This window comes from Mesorhizobium sp. BR1-1-6 (assembly GCF_020165355.1).
GTDB lineage: Bacteria > Pseudomonadota > Alphaproteobacteria > Rhizobiales > Rhizobiaceae > Mesorhizobium.
This window is the reverse complement of record NZ_JAIUHZ010000001.1, coordinates 358094-379807: the sequence shown is the minus strand read 5'-3', so window position 1 is coordinate 379807 and position 21714 is coordinate 358094. Positions and strand designations below refer to the sequence as shown.

Here is a 21714-nt window from a genome sequence, read left to right as displayed (position 1 = left end):
GCCCGGGCCCGCAAAAGGTTCCCACCTTGGTTAACAAAACCATTTCACATGGCGATGCTTAAGATTTGATGATTATTTGGTGTCGCGCTTCCTCTTTCGCAAATGCGAAAAACCCTGTATGAGCCGCGCAACACGAAAGAGGCGGCGCCTTTTGGCCTGCTGCCTGCAACGCTCCCGAGACCAGATCATGAACCTCCGCAATATCGCGATCATCGCGCACGTCGACCATGGAAAGACCACCCTTGTCGACCAGCTTCTGAAACAATCCGGCGCCTTCCGCGACAATCAGCGCGTCGCCGAACGCGCCATGGATTCCAACGACCTCGAAAAGGAACGCGGCATCACCATCCTGGCCAAGGCGACCTCGGTCGACTGGAAGGGCACCCGCGTCAACATCGTCGACACCCCCGGCCACGCCGATTTCGGCGGTGAGGTCGAGCGCATCCTGTCGATGGTGGATTCGGCGATCGTGCTGGTCGACGCCGCCGAAGGCCCGATGCCGCAGACCAAGTTCGTCGTCGGCAAGGCGCTCAAGGTCGGCTTGAAGCCCATCGTCGTCATCAACAAGATCGACCGGCCGGACGCCCGCCATGTCGAGGTGGTCAACGAGGTGTTCGACCTGTTTGCCGCGCTCGACGCCACCGACGAGCAGCTCGACTTCCCGATCCTTTATGGTTCGGGGCGCGACGGCTGGGTCTCGGAAAGTCCGGAAGGTCCCAAGGACCAGGGCCTGTCGCCGCTGTTCGACCTCGTCCTCAAGCATGTGCCCGCGCCGACCGTGCATCCCGGCCCGTTCCGCATGATCGGCACCATCCTGGAAGCCAATCCGTTCCTCGGCCGTATCATCACCGGCCGCATCGAGAGCGGCACGCTGAAGGCCAACCAGGCGGTCAAGGTGCTGCATCATGACGGCACCCAGATCGAAACCGGCCGCATTTCCAAGATACTGGCCTTCCGCGGCCTCGAGCGCCAGCCGATCGAGGAAGCGCAGGCGGGCGACATCGTGGCCATTGCCGGCCTGTCCAAAGGCACCGTCGCCGACACGTTCTGCGACCTAAGCGTGAGCGAGCCGCTGCACGCGCAGCCGATCGATCCGCCGACCGTGACCATGTCTTTCCTCGTCAACGATTCGCCGCTGGCCGGCACGGAAGGCGACAAGGTGACCAGCCGCGTCATCCGCGACCGCCTGCTGCGCGAAGCCGAGGGCAATGTCGCGCTCAAGATCGAGGAATCGCCTGACAAGGATTCCTTCTTCGTGTCGGGCCGTGGCGAATTGCAGCTTGCCGTGCTGATCGAGACCATGCGCCGCGAGGGCTTTGAAATCGCCGTGTCGCGGCCGCGCGTGGTCATGCAGAAGGGCGAGAACGGCGAATTGCTGGAGCCGGTCGAGGAAGTCGTCATCGACGTCGACGAGGAGCATGCCGGCGTCGTCGTGCAGAAAATGTCCGAGCGCAAGGCCGAGATGGTCGAATTGCGCCCCTCCGGCGGCAACCGCCAGCGCCTCGTCTTCCACGCGCCGACGCGCGGCCTGATCGGCTACCAGTCGGAACTCTTGACCGACACGCGCGGCACCGCCGTGATGAACCGGCTGTTCCATGCCTATGAGCCCTACAAGGGCGAACTGCCCGGCCGCACCAACGGCGTGCTGATCTCCAACGAGCAGGGTGAGTCCGTCGCCTACGCCATGTGGAACCTGGAGGATCGTGGCCCGATGGTCATCGATCCGGGCGTCAAGGTCTATCAGGGCATGATCATCGGCATCCACTCCCGCGACAACGACCTGGAAGTGAACGTGCTGAAGGGCAAGAAGCTGACCAACATCCGCGCCGCCGGCAAGGACGAGGCGGTCAAGCTGACACCGCCGATCCGCATGACGTTGGAGCGCGCGCTGGCCTGGATCCAGGACGACGAGCTGGTCGAGGTGACACCGAAGACCATCCGCCTGCGCAAGCTTTATCTGGATCCCAACGAGCGCAAGCGCTTCGAGAAATCGTCCAAGGCCGTCGGCGCCGCGTAATTTCTGCTTTCTGATCGTATCCGGGAGGGGCGGAGCACCAGGTGCTTCGCCCCTCTGCCGTTCATCCCCTGGCGGCAGATATGATGGCCTGCCGGTCGGGTTCGCCGGCCAGATCGACGCGGACCGTCGTCCCGTCGCGTGCCGGCTTGCGCAAAGCCTTGGCCCCGTCGCAATCGACAACCAACAGGCCTTTCTCCTCCAGGGCTTGAAGTCGCGACCGTGAGATGCCGAGTTCGTTGGCGAGCAAACGATCGAGCCGCAGCGATATCGGCATTTCGAGCCCGAGCCGGAGCTCCAGCACGCTTGCAGCTTCGCTTGTCCCGCCAAGCGCCGTTTTGTGCACGTCGACGTCGGGAAACTCCTCGACACGCCCCACCTGGCCGCGCAGTGCAGTCACATCGAATGCATGGCGCCGGGCAAGTGCTGCATCGTTGCTCTCCAGCGCCCGCAGCAGCGCCGGCTCGATGTCGCGGCGGTTGCGGCGCTCGAAAATGCCGAAATTCCAGGAATTGTCGCAGTTGATACAACGATAGATCAGCCAGACGTCAATGCGCTTGCCGTTGGCGTTGACGCGGAACTTTCCGTTGCTGCGATAGGCTTTGATGTCGCCGCAGCGATTGCAGGTGATCAGGGGACGTGGTGCGATTTGAGGCGCGACCGTCCAGCGGATGCGCAGAATAGAAGACATGCCGATAAGCCCTTCCCGTCGGGAAGTTCATCAGGTCGGCAATGTCGAGATGCCCAGGCGGGCGCGGCGTGGCGGTAGGCTGCGGTTCTTGGGATCAGGCGTCGCGGCGCATGCGACAGCGGTTCAGCAGTGCCAAACCGGTCTCGAACCGCCGCCCAGAGGAACACATGAAATGGAAAAAGGCACCGTTGTGGCGGCGCCATGCATTGTGTCGGGGGAGTTGACGAGACCGGCGGTTACGTAGGCAAAGTGAAGCTCGAAATTGTTTCGCGGCGATCTATCTAGCCGCGAGATGCCGGGCCGGCAAGCATGTTGATGCTACCGAAGCTCGATCGCTTGCGCTAATGTCTGGCATTGCTAATGTCTGGCATTGAAGGTTTTCAAGCCGAGATCCTCGCCATGCACCTCACCTCGCTCCTGATCTTCGCCGCCGCGCTCTTCGTGGCCGCCGGTTCGCCGGGTCCTTCGATCGCGGCACTCGTCGCCCGCGTCATCGCCAAGGGATTTCGCGACGTGTTCCCGTTCCTGCTCGCCATGTGGATCGGCGAGGGCATCTGGCTGTCCCTGGCGGTGTTCGGGCTGGCGGTGGTGGCGCAGACTTTCCATTTCGCTTTCGTCATCGTCAAATGGGTCGGCGTCGCCTATCTCGCTTACCTCGCCTGGAAGATGTGGACCGCGCCTGTCGAAGCGAAAGAAGGCGAGATGCCGCGCGAGGACTCGCCCGGCAAACTGTTCTTCGCCGGCATGGCCGTGACGCTCGGCAACCCCAAGATCATGATGTTCTACCTGGCCTTGCTGCCGACCATCATCGACCTTGCTTCGGTGACGGTGGTTGGCTGGCTCGAGCTGACGGCGACCATGGCGGTGGTGCTTGTTATCATCGACCTTGCCTGGGTGCTTGCCGCCGCCCAGGCGCGCAAGCTCCTGAAGAGCAAGCGCGCCATGAGAATCGCCAACCGCGTCAGCGCCACCACCATGGCCGGTGCAGCCGCGGCGATCGCGGCGCGCTCGTGACCGTCACATCATTTCGACGATCGGCGCGATCTCGACGCTGAAGGCCGGGTTCATCAGGATCGGGCAATCCCTGGCCTTGGCGACGGCATCGTCGATGTCCCTGGCTTCCACGATCGTGTAGCCGGCGGTCGGGTTGCTGCCGCCATTGTTCTCGACCTTGCCGTCGGGCAGCACCGTCTTCGACATGCCGACCGGATTGCCGCCATCGATCACGGCCGAGCCGAGCTTGCCGTACCAGCCGTTCCAGGCATCCATCGCGGCTTTGCGTTCGGCCTCCTCGGTCGGCATCTTGCCGGAGCCGTGATAGACATAGAGAAATTTCGCCATGTTCTCCTCCCTTGTCGGCGGCATCGAACCGGCATGCGGTCATGCCGCCCGGCGATCATCGGACCAAACCGGCAAACAAGCAATGAGAATGAGCGATAGCTAATATACTGCCGAGTCAGGCCCTGATCGTCACCTTGCCATGGCGTGGTACTCGGGGTTCGGGCGCATATCGATTGCCGCCGCCACCCGGTTCGACATGTTGAAGAAGGCGGCCGTGGAGGCGATGTCCCAAATGTCGCGATCGGTGAAGCCGGCCATACGCAGGGCCGCGCGGTCGGCTTCGACGATCTTGGCCGGCTCCTCTGTCAGCTTGACCGCGAATTCCAGCATCGCGACCTGCTTCGATGAAAGATCGGCGGCGCGGAAATTCATTACCATCATCTCGCCGAGCGAAGGGTCGCCCGACAGCTCCCGCACGGCGGCGCCATGCGCCGTCAAGCAGTAGTAGCAATGGTTGATGGAGGAGACAGCGACCGCGATCATCTCGCGCTCCAGCTTCGACAGGCCTGAATCGCCCAGCATCAGATCGTTGTACATGTCGGTGAAGGCACGCAGCTTCTTGTCGTCGAAGGCATAGGCGCGCAACACGTTGGGGACCAGGCCGAGCTTCTCCTCGCATTTGGCGAAATAGGTCCTGGTCGCATCGCTCAGCTCAGCGGCGGCGAGATCGAGCGCGGTGATCTTGTCGGTCATGGGCATTCCTCCTCGTTTGTCGCCGGCTGCCGCCGAATTGCGATAATTCTTGGCACGCCGTCAAACCTTTGTCGCCAAATAGCGGTCATCTGCTACAGATGTCCGCAAAAGCATACGACGGGAGGAAAGAAGCGTCATGGCCAGCGTGAAATCGGCGAGCAGGTCGAAGAAGAAAGCCACGGCGATGCCGAAGACGCAGGAAAGGCCGGCCAGGCTTGCCGACTACCTGCTCGCCCGCGCGCCGGCGGAAGACATTGCCGCCTATGAGGTGGCCGACCTCGAACGCGCCGCGGATCTCGCCGGCCGCGCGGTCGCCGGTCACAAGAAGGGCGCGTGCGCCGTCGCCGTCGACACCGATTCCGGCGTCGTTCGCGAGGGCCGACCCGTCACGATCGTCACCGTCGTCAACGACAATATGCCTTTCCTGTTCGATTCCATACTCGGCGAGATCACCGAGAGTGCCGGCGAGCCGACCCTGGTCACCCATCCCGTCATCACCGTCCGCCATGGCAAGGACGGCGTCGAGGAAATTCTCGGCGACGGCAATTTCGCCAGGGACGACGGCAGCCACGACCGGCTGAGCGTCATCCATGTCCATATTCCCCGGCTGACCCCGGAGCAGGCGAACGGCTTGGCAGAGCGGCTGCGCAAGATCCTCGGCCAGGTCCATTCAGCCGTCAGCGACTGGAAGCCGATGCTGGCCCGCCTCGACCAGGCGATCTCGGAGTTCCGCTATTCGGCGGTGCCGCTGGACAAGAAGAGCGTGGCCGAGGCGATCGCCTTCCTGGAGTGGCTGCGCGACGACAATTTCACTTTCCTCGGCATGCGCGAATTCACATATGTCGGCGGCGAGGAAAGCGGCACGCTGGAGCGTGCCGACAAGCCTGGCCTGGGCATATTGTCCGACCTGGACGTGCTGGTGCTGCGGCGCGGCACCGAAGCGGTGACGACAACGCCGGAGATTCGAGCCTTCCTGCATGGGCCGGAGCCGCTGATCGTCACCAAGGCCAATGCCAAGTCTTCCGTGCACCGGCGCATCTATCTCGATTATATCGGCATCAAGACCTACACCGCCAAGGGCGCTCTGGCGGGCGAACTGCGCATTGTCGGCCTGTTCACGTCGACCGCCTACACGCGCTCGGTGATGAAGATCCCCTATCTCAGGTCGAAGGCCGAAACCGTCATCGCCAAATCCGGTTTCGACCGGCACGACCACTCCGGCAAGGCGCTGATCAACGTGCTGGAGAGCTATCCGCGCGACGAGCTGTTCCAGGTACCGGTGCCGATCCTGAGGAAGCATGCCGCGGCCATTCTGGGCCTCGTCGAGAGGCCGCGCGTGCGGGCACTGGTGCGTGCCGACCAGTTCGACCGCTTCGTCTCCATCCTCGTCTTCGTGCCGCGCGACCGTTACGACAGCGTCGTGCGCGAGAAGGTCGGCACCTACCTCAAGACGGTGTTCGAAGGCCGGCTGTCGGCCTACTACCCGGCCTTCCCGGAAGGCGGGCTGGCGCGCGTGCATTTCATCATCGGCCGCTCCGGCGGCAAGACGCCGAAGGTCGAACAGGCGACGATCGAGGCGGCGATCCGCGACATCGTGCGCACCTGGGAGGACGCCCTTTCCGAGGCGGCGGAAACCAGCGGCAGCGACCCGGCGCTGAAGAGGATCGCGGCACGATTTCCGGAAAGCTACCGGGACTCCTTCAGCGCCGGTGTGGCGCTGGTCGATGCCGGGCGTATCGCCAGGATCAGCGCCAGCAATCCGATCGCCATCGATTACTATCGCCATGCCGAGCAGAAGCCGCACCAGGCGGCGCTGAAAATCTATCACCATGGCAGCCCGGTGGCGCTGTCGCGGCGCGTGCCGGTGCTGGAAAACATCGGTTTCCGCGTCATCAGCGAGCGCACCTTCGAGGTCGGCGACGACAAAGCCGGGAATAGCGGCCAGCCCGGCATGATCAATAGTGATCAGCCCGGCACCGTCTTCATCCACGACATGGAGCTGGAGAACAGCTACGGAAAGCCGATCGACCTCAGCAATGCCGGCGCGCTGTTCGAGGACGCGTTCCTCTCGGTGTGGCGCGGCGACGTCGACAATGACGGCTACAACGGCCTTGCCCAGACCGCAGGCCTGTGGTCGGGTGAAATCACCATCCTGCGCGCCTATGGTCGCTATTTGCAGCAGGCCGGCATTCCGCAGAGCCAGGATTTCATCGCCGCGGCCCTCAACCGCTATCCCGAGATCGCACGCGGCCTGCACGCGCTGTTCATCGCCCGGCTCGGCCCGACAGCCGAGACGGAAGGCGTGGTGGCGGCAAAGCATCTCAAGGCCAAGATCAAGGACGCGCTGGAAGACGTTCCCAACATCGACGACGACGCCATCATCCGCCGCTACCTCAATCTCATCGAAGCCTCGCTGCGCACCAATCATTTCGTTGCCGATACGAAAGCCAAGGGCCAATCGCTGGCGATCAAACTCGATTCGCGTTCGGTCGACGGGTTGCCCGAGCCGCGACCGTGGCGGGAAATCTTCGTCTACGGCTCTGAGGTCGAGGGCGTGCATCTGCGCTTCGGTCCGGTGGCGCGCGGCGGCCTGCGCTGGTCGGACCGCGCCCAGGATTACCGCACCGAGGTGCTCGGCCTGGTCAAGGCACAGCAGGTCAAGAACGCGGTCATCGTGCCGGTCGGCGCCAAGGGCGGGTTCTATCCGAAGAAGCTGCCGATGAGCGCCGGCCGCGACGCCATCTTCGAAGCCGGCACCTCGGCCTACAAGAACTTCGTTTCCAGCCTTTTGTCGATCACCGACAATATCGGCCTCGACGGCGTCATCCCGCCGGCCGGCGTTGTCAGGCGCGACCAGGACGACCCTTATTTCGTCGTTGCCGCCGACAAGGGCACGGCAACTTTCTCCGACACCGCCAACGCCATCAGCGAAAGCCATGGCTTCTGGCTTGACGATGCCTTCGCCAGCGGCGGTTCGGCCGGCTATGACCACAAGAAGATGGGCATCACCGCCAAGGGCGCGTGGGAGGCGGTCAAGCGACATTTTCGCGAGATGAACCGCGACATCCAGACCACGCCCTTCTCCGTCGTCGGGGTGGGCGACATGTCGGGCGACGTGTTCGGCAACGGCATGCTGTTGTCGCCGAAGACAAGGCTGATAGCCGCCTTCGACCACCGCGACATCTTCATCGATCCCGATCCCGACATGGCGGCGTCGATGGCCGAGCGCCAGCGCATGTTCGCTCTTCCCCGCTCGAGCTGGCAGGACTACGACAAGAGCAAGCTGTCCGAGGGCGGCGTCATCGTCTCGCGCGGCCAGAAATCGATCACCTTGCCGGCCGCTGCTGCTGCTGCGATCGGCCTCAACAAGACGACCGCCACGCCGGTCGAGATCATGAGCGCCATCCTCAAGGCGCCCGTCGACCTCTTGTGGTTCGGCGGCATCGGCACGTATTTGCGGGCCTCGACCGAGACCAACGCCGAGGTCGGTGATCGCGCCAACGACGCCGTCCGCATCACCGCGCTCGACGTGCGCGCCAAGGTGATCGGCGAGGGCGCCAACCTCGGGGTGACGCAGCGCGCGCGCATCGAATTCGGCATGAATGGCGGGCGTTGCAATTCCGACGCCATCGACAATTCGGGCGGGGTCAACTGTTCCGACGTCGAGGTCAATATCAAGATCGCGCTGGCGTCCGCCATGCGCAAAGGGTCGTTGACCCGCCCGGCGCGCGACAAGCTTCTCGCCGAGATGACCGGCGAGGTCGGCGAGCTGGTCCTGTCCAACAACTACCAGCAGACGCTGGCGCTCTCCATCGCCCGCAAGCGCGGCCTCGCCGACATCGCCCACCAAGCCCGCTTCATGTCGGCGCTGGAAGCACGCGGCCTGCTCGACCGCACGGTCGAGACGCTGCCCTCGCCGGCGGCCCTTGCCGAGCGCGAGGCGCGCGGCGAGCCGCTGACCAGGGCCGAGCTCGGCGTGCTGCTCGCCTATGCCAAGATCGTGCTGTTTTCCGACATCGTCGCAAGCGACGTGCCTGACGAGCCGCATTTCGACCGCGACCTGATGGGCTATTTCCCCGACCGGATGGCGAAGAAATATGCCGCCGAGATCCACGGCCATCGCCTGCGCCGCGAGATCATCGCCCGGGTCGTAGCCAATGAGCTGGTCAACCGCGGCGGTCCCTCCTTCGTCAACCGGTTGCGGGAAGCAACGGGGCGCACCGCCGCCGACGTGGTGCGCACCTTCGCCGTGGTGCGCGACGGCTTTGCCTTGCCGGCGCTTTACCGCGAGATCGACGCACTCGACAATCAGATCGACGGCCAGATGCAGCTCGATCTCTACCAGGCGGTCAGCCGGCTGATCTACGTGACCAGCGGCTGGTACTTGAAGAACGACGCCGGCACGGCGCCGCTTGCCCAGCGCATCGCCGAATTGCAGGAGGCCCGCAAGGCGCTGGAGCCGAAACTCGTTTCGCTGCTCCCCGATTATTCGCGCGAACGGATCGACGAGAAGCGGCATGGACTGTTCAAGGCCGGGGCGCCGGACAGGCTGGCAGCGCAACTGGCGCTGGCCGATGTGGCGGAGCTGATCCCCGACATCGCGCTGACGGCGCGAACGGCAGGCGCCGACATCGTCGCCGCGGCGAAGGCCTTCTTCGCGGTCAGCGACGCCTTCCGTATTCCGCGCGTCGAGGAGGCGGCCCGCTCCATCACACCGGCGGACTATTACGACCAGCTCGCCCTGTCGCGCGCCACCGACACGATCGGGACCGCGCGGCGCGGCATCGCGGTGGCGGCACTCGTGAACCACGCCGGGGCAGCCGACCCGGTGGCGGCGTGGCTGGAGGCCGGCGGGGAGAGGATCGGCCGCACCCGCGAACGGCTGCAGGCGCTGACCGAGGGCGGCGACATCACCGTGTCGCGGCTGTCGGTGGCATCGGGCCTGATGAGCGATCTGACGGGGATGTGAGCCATCGCCTGACTTACCCTTCCCAGGCGGGGGGGCCCTGCGAAGCAGCGGGAGGGCGGCGCCGGACGCCCACCCGGACCTTCGGTCCGACCTCCCACAAGGGGGGAGCTAGGGTCGGCGCCCTTGCTCTCGTCGGAATGAAGGCGGGTAAGCCAAAGAACGGCCGCGCGACTCGTGTTCGTTTGCATGACCAGCGGAAAACATGCAGACATGGGGTGAACCGCCCAACGAAACGAAGGCGACCGGAGGGGACATGGCCGAAGTAGCAGTGCAGCGGGCGTCCGGGCGCGGCATCTGGGGGTGGATGTTGTTCGACTGGGCGGCGCAGCCCTTCTTCACGGTCGTCACCACCTTCATCTTCGGCCCCTATTTCGTTTCGCGCATGGCCAGCGATCCGACCACCGGCCAGGCCGTCTGGGGCTACGGCATCGCCGCGGCCGGACTGGTCATCGCCGTGCTGTCGCCGATCCTCGGTTCGATCGCCGACCAGACCGGGCCGCGCAAGCCGTGGATCGCCTTCTTCGCGGCGATCAAGATCGCCAGCCTGGCGCTGCTGTGGCTCGCCGCGCCCGGCTCGAACCTGTTCCTGATCGTGGCATTGTTCTCGCTGGCCTCGGTGGCGGCTGAATTCTCCACCGTCTTCAACGATTCCATGATGCCGCGCCTGGTGCCGAAGAGCGAGATCGGCCGCATCTCCAACATGGCCTGGGGGCTTGGCTATCTCGGCGGTATGATCGCGCTGATCTTCGTCGTGCTGTTCCTGGCCGGATCGCAGGAGACCGGCAAGACCATCATCGGCCTCGACCCGCTGTTCGGGCTGGACCCGAAGCTCGGCGAGGATGCCCGCGCCACCGGGCCGCTGTCGGCCGGCTGGTATTTCCTGTTCATCCTGCCGATGTTCCTCTTCACTCCCGATGCCATCAAAGGCATCCCGATCAAGCCTGCGGTGCGCGAAGGCCTGTCGGAGCTGAAGTCGACCCTGGCCGAGGTGCGCAGGCGCGGCGGCATCTTCCGCTTCCTCGTCGCCCGCATGATCTATCAGGACGGCGTCAACGCGCTGCTGGCGCTCGGCGGCACGTTCGCTGCCGGCATGTTCCACTGGTCGATCACCGAAATCGGCATGTTCGGCATCATCCTCAACGTCGTCGCCATCTTCGGCTGCTGGATCGCCGCGCGGCTCGACACCGCGCTCGGCTCCAAGGCGGTGGTGATGATCGCGCTGGTCATGCTTTCGATCGCTACCATCGGCGTCGTCTCGACCGGCCCCGGCTTCACGCTGCTCGGGCTTATCCAGCTCTCGACCACCGATTCCGGGGGCCTGTTCGGCACCGCCGCGGAAAAGGCCTACATCCTCTATGGATTGCTGATCGGGCTCGCCTTCGGGCCGGTGCAGGCGTCATCGCGGTCCTATATGGCGCGCAGCGTCACGGCGTCGGAATCCGGCCGCTATTTCGGCATCTATGCGCTGGCCGGGCGCGCGACCAGTTTCCTGGCGCCGTTCCTGGTGGCGACCATCACGGCGGTGAGCGATTCGGCGCGGCTCGGCATGGCGGTTATCATCCTGTTCCTGGCCATAGGCATGGCGATCCTGATCAGGACGCCGTATCCGGCGGATCGGGCGGCGGAGTGATTTACCCTCCCCCTTGTGGGGAGGGTCGATCCGCGAAGCGGAGCGGGGTGGGGGACGGCGCTGCCCCCAACCCCTCTCACGAGCTTTGCTTCGCAAACATCGCTCGCCGACCCTCCCCACAAGGGGGAGGGTGAGGCGCTCAATGTCTGAAGTGTCTCACGCCCGTGAACACCATGGCGATGCCATGCTCGTCGGCGGCGGCAACCACATCGTCGTCGCGCATCGAGCCGCCGGGCTGGATCACCGCCGTGGCGCCGGCCTCGATGGCCGACAGCAGGCCGTCGGCGAAGGGGAAGAAGGCGTCGGAGGCGACGACAGAGCCCTTGGTCAGCGGCTCGGCCCAGCCCGCCGCTTCCGCAGCGTCGAGTGCCTTGCGGGCAGCGATGCGCGAGGAATCGACGCGGCTCATCTGCCCGGCGCCGATGCCTACCGTGGCGCTGTCCCTTGCGTAGACGATGGCGTTCGACTTGACGTGCTTGGCGACGCGGAAGGCGAATTTCAGGTCGGCCAGTTCGGCCGGCGTCGGCGCCCGTTTCGTCACCACCTTCAGTTCGAGGTCGTCGACGACGGCGTTGTCCCTGCCCTGCACCAGCAGGCCGCCGGCGACGGATTTGACGGTTGTGCCGATCGCGCGCGGATCCGGCAGGCCGCCCGCGACCAGCAGGCGCAGGTTCTTCTTCGCGGCCACGATCGCTGCCGCCTCGTCGGTGGCGCCGGGCGCGATAATGACCTCGGTGAAGGTCTTCACGATCTCTTCGGCGGCCTCGGCGTCAAGGATGCGATTGACAGCGACAATGCCGCCATAGGCCGAGACCGGGTCGCAGGCCAGCGCCCTGGCGTAGGCCGCCTTCAGCGTCGAACCCTCGGCGACGCCGCACGGGTTGGCATGCTTGATGATGGCGACGGCGGCCGAGCGCGCCGGGTCGAACTCGCCGGCCAGCTCGAAGGCGGCGTCGGTATCGTTGATGTTGTTGTAGGAAAGCTGCTTGCCCTGGAGCTGGCGCGCGGTGGCCACGCCCGGCCGCTTGTCGCCATTGACATAGAAGCCGGCGCCCTGGTGCGGGTTCTCGCCATAGCGCATCACGGTCTCCAGCCTGCCGCCGAAGGTGCGCCAGGTCGGGTGCTCGATCTCCAGCGCCTCGGCGAACCAGCCCGAGATTGCCGCGTCGTAGCTGGCGGTGCGGGCAAAAGCCTTGGCCGCGAGCTTCTTGCGGAAATCCAGCGAAAGCGAGCCGATATTCATCTCCAGCGCATTGAGCACGGAGGCATAGTCGCCGGGATCGGTGACGATGGCGACATAGGCGTGGTTCTTGGCCGAGGCGCGGATCATCGCCGGGCCGCCAATGTCGATGTTCTCGACGATCGCCGCGTAGTCGGCGCCGGAGCGGCGGACTTCCTCGAACGGATAGAGATTGCAGACGACCAGGTCGATCGGCTCGATGCCATATTTGTGCATCGCCGCGGCGTGATCGGGATCATCGCGAACGCCGAGCAGGGCGCCATGCACCGACGGGTGCAGGGTCTTGACGCGGCCATCCATGATCTCGGGAAAGCCGGTGAGCTCGGAGACGTCGCGGACCGCCAGGCCCGCATCGGCGATCGCTTTTGCCGTGCCGCCGGTCGACACCAGCTCGACGCCGGAAGCGGCGAGCGCCCTGGCGAGATCGATGAGGCCGGTCTTGTCGAAGACGGAGAGCAGCGCGCGACGCACGGGAACGAGGTCGGGAGCGGGAATGTTCTTGGCGGCGACGGCCATGGGCGTGCTTTCACGGCTGGAGGGGCAGGCCCGCGCCGTATCATATGAGATCAGGAAATCAAGGCGCAAGCTCGGTCAGCGCAGGCGCGGTCAGTTGTTTTCGGGATAGCCGGCGATAGAGGTGCGGGTGAGCTGCCAGTGGACTTCGGCGATGTCGGACGGCTTGAAGGCAAGCACGATCTGCCGGCTGCGGCGCGGGCCGCCGAGACCGGCGAAGTAGATCGATTCCTCGACCTCCGGCACCATCTCGGTGCAGGTGAACACCCAGCTGTCGGCCTGCTCGGCGGTCAGCACCAGGCGGTCATGCTCGTCCTGCAAAAGGTTGATGTCGGGATGGACGTGGAAGCGCACGGTGACGAAATCGCGGCCATTGTTGCGGATCGCCGCACCTCCAGGACGCTGGAAGCGGTCCCTGCCGGTCAGCACATTGCCGTTCGAGGACAGTTTCAGCTCGCGCTCGTGCAGGAAACCGAAGCGCTGGATATAGCCGTCATGGCGGGCGATGAAGCCTTGAACGCCCTTCTGGTCGATACGCTTGCACTGCACATGCTGCGGGCCGCCGATCAAAGGCGACCCCAGAAGATCGTTGATGCGCAGCGAATGGCTGAACCGCGCCGACGAGGTGTCGTTGATGGTGGCGGTCGAATGCGCGGCGGTGGCGCGGGCCAGGGGCCGGAATTCGGCGGCGCCATAGGTGTCGATGCCGGCATTGACGATGTAATGCTGGCGGCCCGACGACAGCTCGAACGCAAGGCAGCTGGCATGGGCGGCATTGGAGACGTGGACGGGCGGCGGCAGGCCGGTGTCGGCGATGACGGTGACGCCACCCATGGACAGCCGCTCATAGCCCGAATGCGGTGCATGCAGCAGCGGCGAGCCGGCGGTGTCGTCGTGGCGCAGGATGCTGGCGATGCGGTCATGGATGGTGGCGCCCATGCCGTTGAAGCGGGCGAGGCTGCCGTCCTGGTGGCGGAAGAAGCGCAGCGCCGGCAGCATCCTGTCGATGGCGCCGATCAGGGCCTGTGGCGGCGCTTCCGCCTGGTTGGCGTAGGTCTGCCGCAGCGGCAAAAGGTCGGCGAGGATTTCCAGCACCGCCATTGGGTTGCGCGAGATGTGGCCGCCATCAGGAAGGATTTGGCGGTCCAGTTCCTCGGCGAGGTTGCGGGTGGCGCCGCGCAGCGCCGATGCGGGCGCCGGCAGCGACAGGGCGGCGAAGGCGAGGGCGATGCGGGCGCGCAGCCTGTCCTTGCCGTCAGGCATTTCGCGCGCCATCGACCTGAGGTAGCGGATCTGGACGGCCAGCGATTTCAGGAAGGCGCGGTAGAACGGGAATTCAGCGCCTTGCAGCACGATCGAGGAATGCTGCAGCCAGGCGATAATGCGCTTGGCGGCCGTGCCGGGCTCCCAGGCAATGCCGGAAATGTTGTTTCCATGCGTGGCGATCCAGTCGGACACCAGCGCACGCGCATTGGCGGCGGCAAGCTCGGTGCCGGCGGCGCGCATGTGACGCAGCCAGCGAAAGCCATGCAGCGTCTTCTGCCAGCCGTAATTGGGAACGCTGATCTGGAAGGGCGACTTGCCGCCGGTCTCGACCATATGTCCCGACAAGGGATAGCGGCCATAGTAGATCTCAAGCGCGATCTGCGGGTCGGCCAGCCGCAGGTCCGGCGGCGCGATCAGCACCCGTTCGGGCGTGCGGCCGGAATAGCGCCAGCGATAAACCGGTCCGGCACGCAGGCGCCGGCGCGTTTTGCGCCAAAACTCCTTCGCGACAAGCGCCCACAGACGCGTCGTGTTGCCGGCAGCAAGTGCCAAAACCCCTCCTGATCGTCCTCTATCCCAAGGGCAAGCTTATCTGATTCAACGATTCATGCGAAGGCGAATTCCCGCGAGCGGTGACGCTGCGCCTGGCTTGGCCGCGGATGCTCCCCAAAAAAGTCAGCAACTTCCTATGCTTAAACCCCTGAGCGGTTCAGCGCCCGATGGGCATCCATACTCCGCTCCAGATCCTTGTTCCACGCAATTCCGGACGGAGAATCGTCACGCAGCTTTCGTGGACTTGCCTTAGCCGGCGCGACGCATGCGCGCGGCGAAAAAGCCGTCGAGACCGGAACGTTGCGGCGAGCCGAGATCGAGGTCGGCAGGTGTGGTGCGCAGCGTGCCTTCCTGCGTCAGGAAGGGATCGATGCCGATGATCTCGCCGGCGCGAAGCGGGTCGGCAACGACGCCAGGCGTCGCGGCGAGGAAGCCACGATAAAGCTCCTCGCCTTCGAGTGGGTCGAGCGAACAGTTCGAAAAGACGATCCTTCCGCCCGGCTTAACCAGGGTGACGGCGCGCGCGAGCAGCCGGCGCTGGAGATCGGCGAGCTTCTCGACATCAGCCACAGTCTTGGTCCATGGCACGTCGGGATGCCGCCGCACTGTGCCGGTCGAGGAGCAGGGCGCGTCGAGGAGGACGGCGTCGAACAGCTCGTCCGGCTCGTACTGGAGGAGGTCGGCCTGCACGATATCCGCCGACAGGCGGAGGCGTTCGAGATTCTGCGCCAGCCGCGCCAGCCGGTTCTTCGAGGTGTCGATCGCGGTGACGCGTGCGCCGGCCACGATCAATTGGGCGGTCTTGCCGCCGGGCGCGGCGCAGAGATCGGCGACGCGAAGCCCGCCGACATCACCGAGCAACCGGGCAGGCAGGCCGGCTGCGGCATCCTGGACCCACCAGGCGCCTTCGGCGAAGCCAGGCAGTTCGGTGACCGGGCCGGCAAGCTTCTCCACCCGAATCGTGCCGGTCGGCAGGGCAATGCCGCCGAGCCTTTCGGCCCAGTGCTCCGGATCGGCCTTGACCGAGAAATCGACCGGGGCCTCCTGGCGGTGGGCGGCGAGTATCCGTCCGGCCTCGTCCACGCCATAGGCGGCCTTCAAACGGTCGGAAAACCATTTCGGCGCTTCGTCGGTGGTAGCAAGAGCCTCTGGAAGTTCAGCCTCCTTGATCCGCGCGAGCGTGCGCAGCACACCGTTGACCAGGCCGGCAAAGCGCAATGTGCGGGGATCGGACTTGGCATGGGTGACGGCGAGGTCGACCGCGGCGCTGTCTGGAATGTCGAGGAACAGGATCTGCGCGGCCGCCACATGCAAAATATGCGACAGCGCGGTGGCATTGGCCGGCAGCGGTTTTTCCAGACGCCGCGCCAGCAACCCGGCAATGGTCATGCGATAGCGCAGCGCGGTGACCAGAATGGCGCGCACAAGACCGCGATCGCGCAGGTCTAGCGCCTTGTATTGCGGATGGCCGTTTTCATGGTCGGTCAGGCCGTCGAGCGGCGTCCTCGCATCGATGACAGCTGCCAGCAGGCGCGCCGCCGCCTTGCGGGCGGCAAGGCCGGCAACGAACTCGCCGTCCTTTTTGTCTTCCTGACCACCTGTGTGTCGAGGTGCTCTGCCCGCCACGCTCACGACCACGGGCCCTTGGGCCCGGTCGGATTGCGACCCCATGGATTGGATTTGGGCTCTGCCGGCGGTTCCGGCGCGGCCGGCTTGCCCCACGGTCCTGCCGATTGCGGCTCGTCGGCCTGCGGCGGCACTGGCGCCTGGCGCTGCGGGGACCGCGATACGCCACCGTCCATGCGCTGCGCCATCGCTTGCAGCGCGGCGATGCGGTTCTCGGTGCTCGGGTGGGTGGAGAACAGACTGTCCATGCGCTCGCCGTGCAGCGGGTTGATGATGAAGAGATGAGCCATCGCCGGGTTACGCTCGGCATCCGGATTGGGTATGCGTTCGGCGCCCCGGGCGATCTTGTCAAGCGCCGAGGCCAGCCACAGCGGGTGTCCACAGATTTCAGCGCCACGCCGGTCGGCCTCGTATTCGCGGGTGCGGCTGACCGCCATCTGCACGATCATCGCCGCAAAGGGCGCCACGATCATCGCCGCCAGCACGCCGACAAAACCGAACGGGCTGTTGTTGTCGCGGTTGCCGCCGAGGAAGAAGGCGAAATTGCCAAGCATCGAGATGGCGCCGGCGAAGGTGGCGACGATCGTCATGGTCAAGGTGTCGCGGTGCTGGACGTGGGCGAGCTCGTGCGCCATCACCGCGGCCACTTCCTCATGCGTCAGCCGTTGCAAAAGGCCGGTGGAAGCGGCGACCGCCGCGTTCTGCGGGTTGCGGCCGGTGGCGAAGGCGTTGGGCTGCGGATTGTCGATCAGGTAGGTCCTGGGCATCGGCAGGCCTGCCTGCTTGGCCAGTGCCTGCACGATGGCGTAATATTCGGGCGCGTTCTTCTCGTCGACCTCGACGGCGCGGTTCATCGACAGCACCATCTTGTCGGCGTTCCAGTAGCTGAACAGATTGGTGGCGGCGGCGATCAGGAAGGCGATCATCATGCCGCCCGTGCCGCCGATCAGGAAGCCGACGCCCATGAACAGCGCGGTCATCGCGGCAAGAAGCATGGCGGTGCGAAGTGTGTTCATCGTCTGCTCCCGTCCTGGTCGTGATGTAAGGGGGTCGATCCTCGTGGGCTCATCGCTATATGATGGGAAACGCCGGTACCCGTTTCAATCGGCCTGTTTCAATCCGCCGGAATATCGCATGAACGACGAGACCAGTAAAACACCTGCCACTGATGACGAAGCGCGGCTGAAGACGCTGACGCCCGCCGCCCGCCGCGCGCTTGAAGAGGCCGCGGCGCGGCGCGAGGACTACCGCCGCAAGGAAGCCGCGGTGCCGAAGGAAGTCGGCGGCCGCGGCGGCAAGGAGCCCGGCCGCTACGGCGACTGGGAGATCAAGGGCCTGACCAGCGATTTCTAATATGCCGGCCCAGCAAACAGCTCATTTGCCGGCAATCGGGTGTTTGAGTGTCGCCACAGCCTAGAAGGCCGCCGCCGCCGCCCGCTGCGGCTCGAGCGCGATCCAGCCCCGCTCGTCGACGGTGACGCCGATGGCGTCGTAGCCAGCGATCGCGGCATGCCGCGTCGCCAGGGGATGTCGGTGCGTGGCGTTTATGACCATGACCGCTGCGCCCGCCGCCTCGGCCGCCGTGATGCCCGCCGGGGCATCCTCGAACACGAGGCAATCGCGCGCATCGACGCCGAGCCGCGTTGCGCCGAGCTGAAAGCAGTCGGGCGCCGGCTTGCCGCGTGAAACATCTTCCGCCGCGATCAGCACGGCAGGGACGGGGATGCCGGCAGCCTTCATGCGCAAGAGCGCCAGTTCGCGCGGTGCCGAGGTTACGATCGCCCAGCGCCCCGGCGGGAGCGCGTTGAGAAACGCGGCGGCGCTGGCGATCTGAACAATGCCCTCCAGATCGGCGGCTTCGGCCTTGAGCAAGAGGTCGGCCTCATGCGCCGGATCGACGCCGGGGAGCGCCAGACCGGCGATCGTCTCGATCGCCCGCACGCCATGGATCGTCGGCAGGAAGGCGGCGACGTCGAGCCCTTGCCGCCGCGCCCAGTCGCTCCACACCCGTTCGGCCGAGGCAATGGAATTGATGAGCGTGCCGTCCATGTCGAAGAGGAAGGCGGCGAATTTTCTGCCTGCGTACATGATTTTCCTTGATTTCGGGGAGGTCTTTCGAGGGAGCGCCGATGGTAACGTCCCGGCGCCGGCATTGGAAGCCGCGCGGCCACCTTTTCGGCATTTCCCCTTTTCGGCCATTTCCCTTTTCGGCAAGTCCCCTTTTCCGCAAGTCAGGGAACCGCGATCCGCCTCCGGCGTTTCAACTTCGCTGCTTTTCCACGACCATCGAAGGGGGACGCGATGCTGATTCGGCTCGGCTACGAAATGGCCATTGAATGCGCTGGAGCCACGCCGGTGATTTCAATGCTCGAGATCCACAGGGACAGGCAGGCCGACATCAAGCGGCAGACGCGCATGCTGACGTCGCCCGCGGTTCCGACCAGGCTCTACAGCGATTTGCATGGCAATTCGTGCCGCCGCTTTACCGCACCCGCCGGCACTTTTCGCATCCTCTACGATGCCGTGGTCGAGGACAGCGGCGAGACGGACGAGGTCAACACGCTGGCACGCGAGGTGCCGGTGGCCGAGCTGCCCGACGAGGTGCTGTTTTATCTGCTGGGCAGCCGCTATTGCGAGACCGATCACCTGAGCCAGCTCGCCTGGGAGCTTTTCGGCCGTTTGCCGTCCGGCTGGGCGAGGGTGCAGGCGATCGTCGACTACGTCCACAACCGGCTGTCCTTCGGCTATGGCTATGCCCGCTCGACCCGCACCGCGGCGCAGGCGCATGAGGAGCAGGTCGGCGTCTGCCGAGACTTCGCCCATCTGGCGATCACGCTCTGCCGCTGCATGAACATTCCGGCACGCTATGTGAATGGCTATCTCGGCGACATCGGCGTGCCGGCCGATCCGGCGCCGATGGATTTCTCGGCCTGGATGGAAGTGTTTCTCGACGGCAAGTGGTACACGTTCGACCCCCGCCACAATGTTCCGAGGATCGGCCGCATCGTCATCGCGCGCGGACGCGATGCCACCGACGTGCCGTTGCTGCACAGTTTCGGGCCGCACCGGCTCAGCCTGTTCAAGGTATGGACCTACGAACAGGAGAACAATCTGTTCAACCCGCCCTACCACGCCATCGACAGGACGGTCACCGCGCAGATGCTGGCCTGATCCGGGTTTCCATGCATCCCCATACTGCCTCGCTCTGGCACAGGTGCCGCTGTGCCGCGGCGGGACACGGCCGCGCGCCCTGTGCCGCGACATGCAGGATCTTGGTAAGCGCTTCGTAAATGCCGCGGGAACGCAGCATTGGCGTTTACCGGCCATTCACCTTTCCATCCTTGAAAGCGAAGTAAAAATAAGAGTCTAGTCCCTGGTGCGCGGCCGCTGGCCGCGCCCGGCCGGAATCCTGCATCGATCCGCCCGGCGACGAGGCCGGGGCGAGCGGAGAGAGAACGATGCGGATTTTCGGGGGTCTTGTGGACGCGGCCGGCGACTTTGCCAGGCACCGCGGCGGGAATTTCGCCATCCTGTTCGGATTCGCCGCCTCGGTCTTGGTGCTGGGCGTCGGCTTCGCCGTCAACATCACCCAGCTCTACAACGCCAAATCGAGCCTGCAGAGCGTGGTCGACGCCGCGGTGACGTCGACGGCGCGGGACCTGACGACCGGCGTCATCAAGGAGGCCGATGCCAACAAATCGGTGCAGGCCTTCCTCGACGCCAACAGCACGGCCGGCATCCTGCAGGCCAACCAGATCGTGCTCGACAGGCTGACGGTCGACAGGACCGCCAGGACGGTGCAGGCGGAGGCCCATGCCGACGTCGCCTTCTATTTCCCGCTGTTCGGCACGCGCGACATGCAGCGCGTTCCCGCCTCGACGACAGCGCTCTATTCGGACAAGCAGATCGAGGTGGCCATGATGCTCGACATAACAGGCTCGATGGCGAAGCGGGGCAAGGTCGACAAGATCGGCGATCTGAAAGCAGCAGCGAAAAACGCCGTTCGGACGATGCTCCGGAACCAGGATCCGAAGAACCCCCGCATCCGCGTCGCGATTGTGCCTTACGCATCCGGCGTGAACGCCGGCAAGCTGGCCGAAAACGTCTATGCCGAGAAGCCGGCGAGCTCTGAGCTGCCACCCGTGGCCGGCAGTTCGCTTCTCGTCGCCAAGACGGGCAAAACTCTTCTGCCGTCCTTCAGCGACTACATTTCCATTGTCGGCGCGGCGATGCCACGCCCCGATAATTGCGCCACGGAGCGCAAGGACAAAAACGGCGATGCGGATTTGAGCGCCGACGGCCCAGATGCTGTTCGCACGGACAAGAACGGCAAGAAGTACTACGCCCTGGTCAACCGGGATGATCATCTCGATGGCGGCGGAATGAACAAGTGCCCCGATGCGGAAGTGATCCCGCTGACCGCCGATTCCGGCGCATTGCTTGATTCGATCGACGACTTCCAGGCTGACGGTTATACCGCCGGCGCGATCGCCATTCAGTGGACCTACTATATGCTGTCGCCGCAATGGCGCGCTGCGATCAAGAATGCCGGCCTCGGCAACGGCGCCTCGGACGTCAACGCGAAGAAGATCGCCAAGGTCGCGATCCTGATGACCGATGGCCAGTTCAATACCGCCTTCGCCGGTGCCGGGGGCCGCTACAACAGCCAGGGCAATCTTGCGCGCGGCAACGCCGAAACGCTGTGCGGCAACATGAAAAATGACGGCATCGAGATTTTCACCATCGGCTTCGACCTGAACAACAAGGACATGCCGGCAACCGAGCGGGATCAGGCAAAGGCGGTGCTGAAGGACTGTTCGTCGAAAGATGCCTCCGCCGCTCAAAAACACTATTTCGAGGTGTCGACCGGGGTGGAATTGGACGCCGCCTTTCAGGAAATCATCCGCAACACCGAAAAGGTCGCGCTGACGCAGTAGGCCGCACAAGGAAAAGGCCGCCGCTTCTTTCGAAGCCGGCGGCCTTCCGTGTTTCCGTCCATGGCGCGGCTCCTGGCGGCAACCCGAGGGGTCGCCCGCCGCGCATCTCGCGCCTTAACGGGAAGACTGCTTCCCGAAAGTGCAATCCGCTGAGGCCACGTTCTGGAAAACGAAATCACTCGACATCGGATCACCTCCTTTCAGTTTGTTGAACACGCACTGATGATGGGGTGCGTTGCAGC

The 21714-nt window shown here is 64.9% G+C and carries 15 protein-coding genes; 7 read left to right on the top strand and 8 right to left on the bottom strand.

Going from position 1 to position 21714, the window contains the following annotated elements; all coding sequences use genetic code 11:
- The first annotated feature begins 187 nt into the window (after nt 1-187).
- The gene (typA, locus tag LB545_RS01815) at nt 188-2017 is read left to right on the top strand and encodes a translational GTPase TypA (protein WP_224704325.1); all 1830 of its coding nucleotides are present in this window, start codon (nt 188-190) and stop codon (nt 2015-2017) included.
- A gap of 61 nt (nt 2018-2078) precedes the next feature.
- Here the strand turns inward: typA and LB545_RS01810 are convergent, their stop codons facing one another.
- On the bottom strand, nt 2079-2705 hold the full coding sequence (locus tag LB545_RS01810; RefSeq protein ID WP_224704323.1) for a DUF1062 domain-containing protein: 627 nt from the start codon (nt 2703-2705) through the stop codon (nt 2079-2081).
- A gap of 399 nt (nt 2706-3104) precedes the next feature.
- Here LB545_RS01810 and LB545_RS01805 point away from each other — a divergent pair, with 399 nt between their 5' ends.
- Nucleotides 3105-3719 carry a LysE family translocator gene (locus LB545_RS01805; RefSeq protein WP_140518106.1) on the top strand — a complete coding sequence of 205 codons (615 nt, stop codon included), beginning with the start codon at nt 3105-3107 and terminating at the stop codon, nt 3717-3719.
- Nucleotides 3720-3722: 3 nt separating this feature from the next.
- On the opposite strand, the gene LB545_RS01800 is transcribed toward LB545_RS01805, so the two are convergent.
- A complete protein-coding gene (locus LB545_RS01800) occupies nt 3723-4046 on the bottom strand; it encodes a YciI family protein (RefSeq protein WP_140662781.1) in 324 nt (107 codons plus the stop codon).
- A 129-nt stretch (nt 4047-4175) separates the two neighbouring features.
- Nucleotides 4176-4739, bottom strand: coding sequence for a peroxidase-related enzyme (locus tag LB545_RS01795; RefSeq protein WP_224704321.1), 564 nt, complete (start codon nt 4737-4739; stop codon nt 4176-4178).
- Between the two features lie 136 nt (nt 4740-4875).
- Here LB545_RS01795 and LB545_RS01790 point away from each other — a divergent pair, with 136 nt between their 5' ends.
- Together LB545_RS01790 and LB545_RS01785 are read left to right on the top strand one after the other, a co-directional pair.
- Complete coding sequence (locus LB545_RS01790) at nt 4876-9708, top strand: NAD-glutamate dehydrogenase (RefSeq protein ID WP_224704320.1); 4833 nt, start codon at nt 4876-4878, stop codon at nt 9706-9708.
- 253 nt (nt 9709-9961) lie between these two features.
- Complete coding sequence (locus LB545_RS01785; RefSeq protein ID WP_140560729.1) at nt 9962-11338, top strand: MFS transporter; 1377 nt, start codon at nt 9962-9964, stop codon at nt 11336-11338.
- A 139-nt stretch (nt 11339-11477) separates the two neighbouring features.
- On the opposite strand, the gene purH is transcribed toward LB545_RS01785, so the two are convergent.
- The 4 genes from purH to htpX all read right to left on the bottom strand — a co-directional run bounded on the left by purH (nt 11478) and on the right by htpX (nt 17551).
- On the bottom strand, nt 11478-13094 hold the full coding sequence (purH, locus tag LB545_RS01780; protein WP_140676176.1) for a bifunctional phosphoribosylaminoimidazolecarboxamide formyltransferase/IMP cyclohydrolase: 1617 nt from the start codon (nt 13092-13094) through the stop codon (nt 11478-11480).
- Nucleotides 13095-13184: 90 nt separating this feature from the next.
- Nucleotides 13185-14909, bottom strand: a complete 1725-nt coding sequence (locus LB545_RS01775) for a heparinase II/III family protein (protein ID WP_140518222.1) — start codon at nt 14907-14909, stop codon at nt 13185-13187.
- A gap of 249 nt (nt 14910-15158) precedes the next feature.
- Nucleotides 15159-16541 (bottom strand): RsmB/NOP family class I SAM-dependent RNA methyltransferase, encoded by a 1383-nt coding sequence (locus tag LB545_RS01770; RefSeq protein WP_224704319.1) that lies wholly within the window; start codon nt 16539-16541, stop codon nt 15159-15161.
- A complete protein-coding gene (htpX, locus tag LB545_RS01765) occupies nt 16538-17551 on the bottom strand; it encodes a zinc metalloprotease HtpX (protein ID WP_140560732.1) in 1014 nt (337 codons plus the stop codon). Before htpX ends, LB545_RS01770 begins: the two co-directional genes overlap by 4 nt.
- Before the next feature lie 118 nt (nt 17552-17669).
- On the opposite strand from htpX, the gene LB545_RS01760 reads away from it, so the two are divergent.
- Complete coding sequence (locus LB545_RS01760; RefSeq protein WP_140518225.1) at nt 17670-17888, top strand: DUF1674 domain-containing protein; 219 nt, start codon at nt 17670-17672, stop codon at nt 17886-17888.
- Between the two features lie 60 nt (nt 17889-17948).
- On the opposite strand, the gene LB545_RS01755 is transcribed toward LB545_RS01760, so the two are convergent.
- On the bottom strand, nt 17949-18623 hold the full coding sequence (locus tag LB545_RS01755; protein WP_140492904.1) for an HAD-IA family hydrolase: 675 nt from the start codon (nt 18621-18623) through the stop codon (nt 17949-17951).
- A gap of 213 nt (nt 18624-18836) precedes the next feature.
- Between LB545_RS01755 and LB545_RS01750 the strand changes: the two genes are divergently transcribed.
- The gene (locus LB545_RS01750) at nt 18837-19706 is read left to right on the top strand and encodes a transglutaminase-like domain-containing protein (RefSeq protein WP_140524987.1); all 870 of its coding nucleotides are present in this window, start codon (nt 18837-18839) and stop codon (nt 19704-19706) included.
- Nucleotides 19707-19993: 287 nt separating this feature from the next.
- On the top strand, nt 19994-21472 hold the full coding sequence (locus LB545_RS01745; protein WP_224704318.1) for a TadE/TadG family type IV pilus assembly protein: 1479 nt from the start codon (nt 19994-19996) through the stop codon (nt 21470-21472).
- Nucleotides 21473-21714 lie beyond the last annotated feature (242 nt).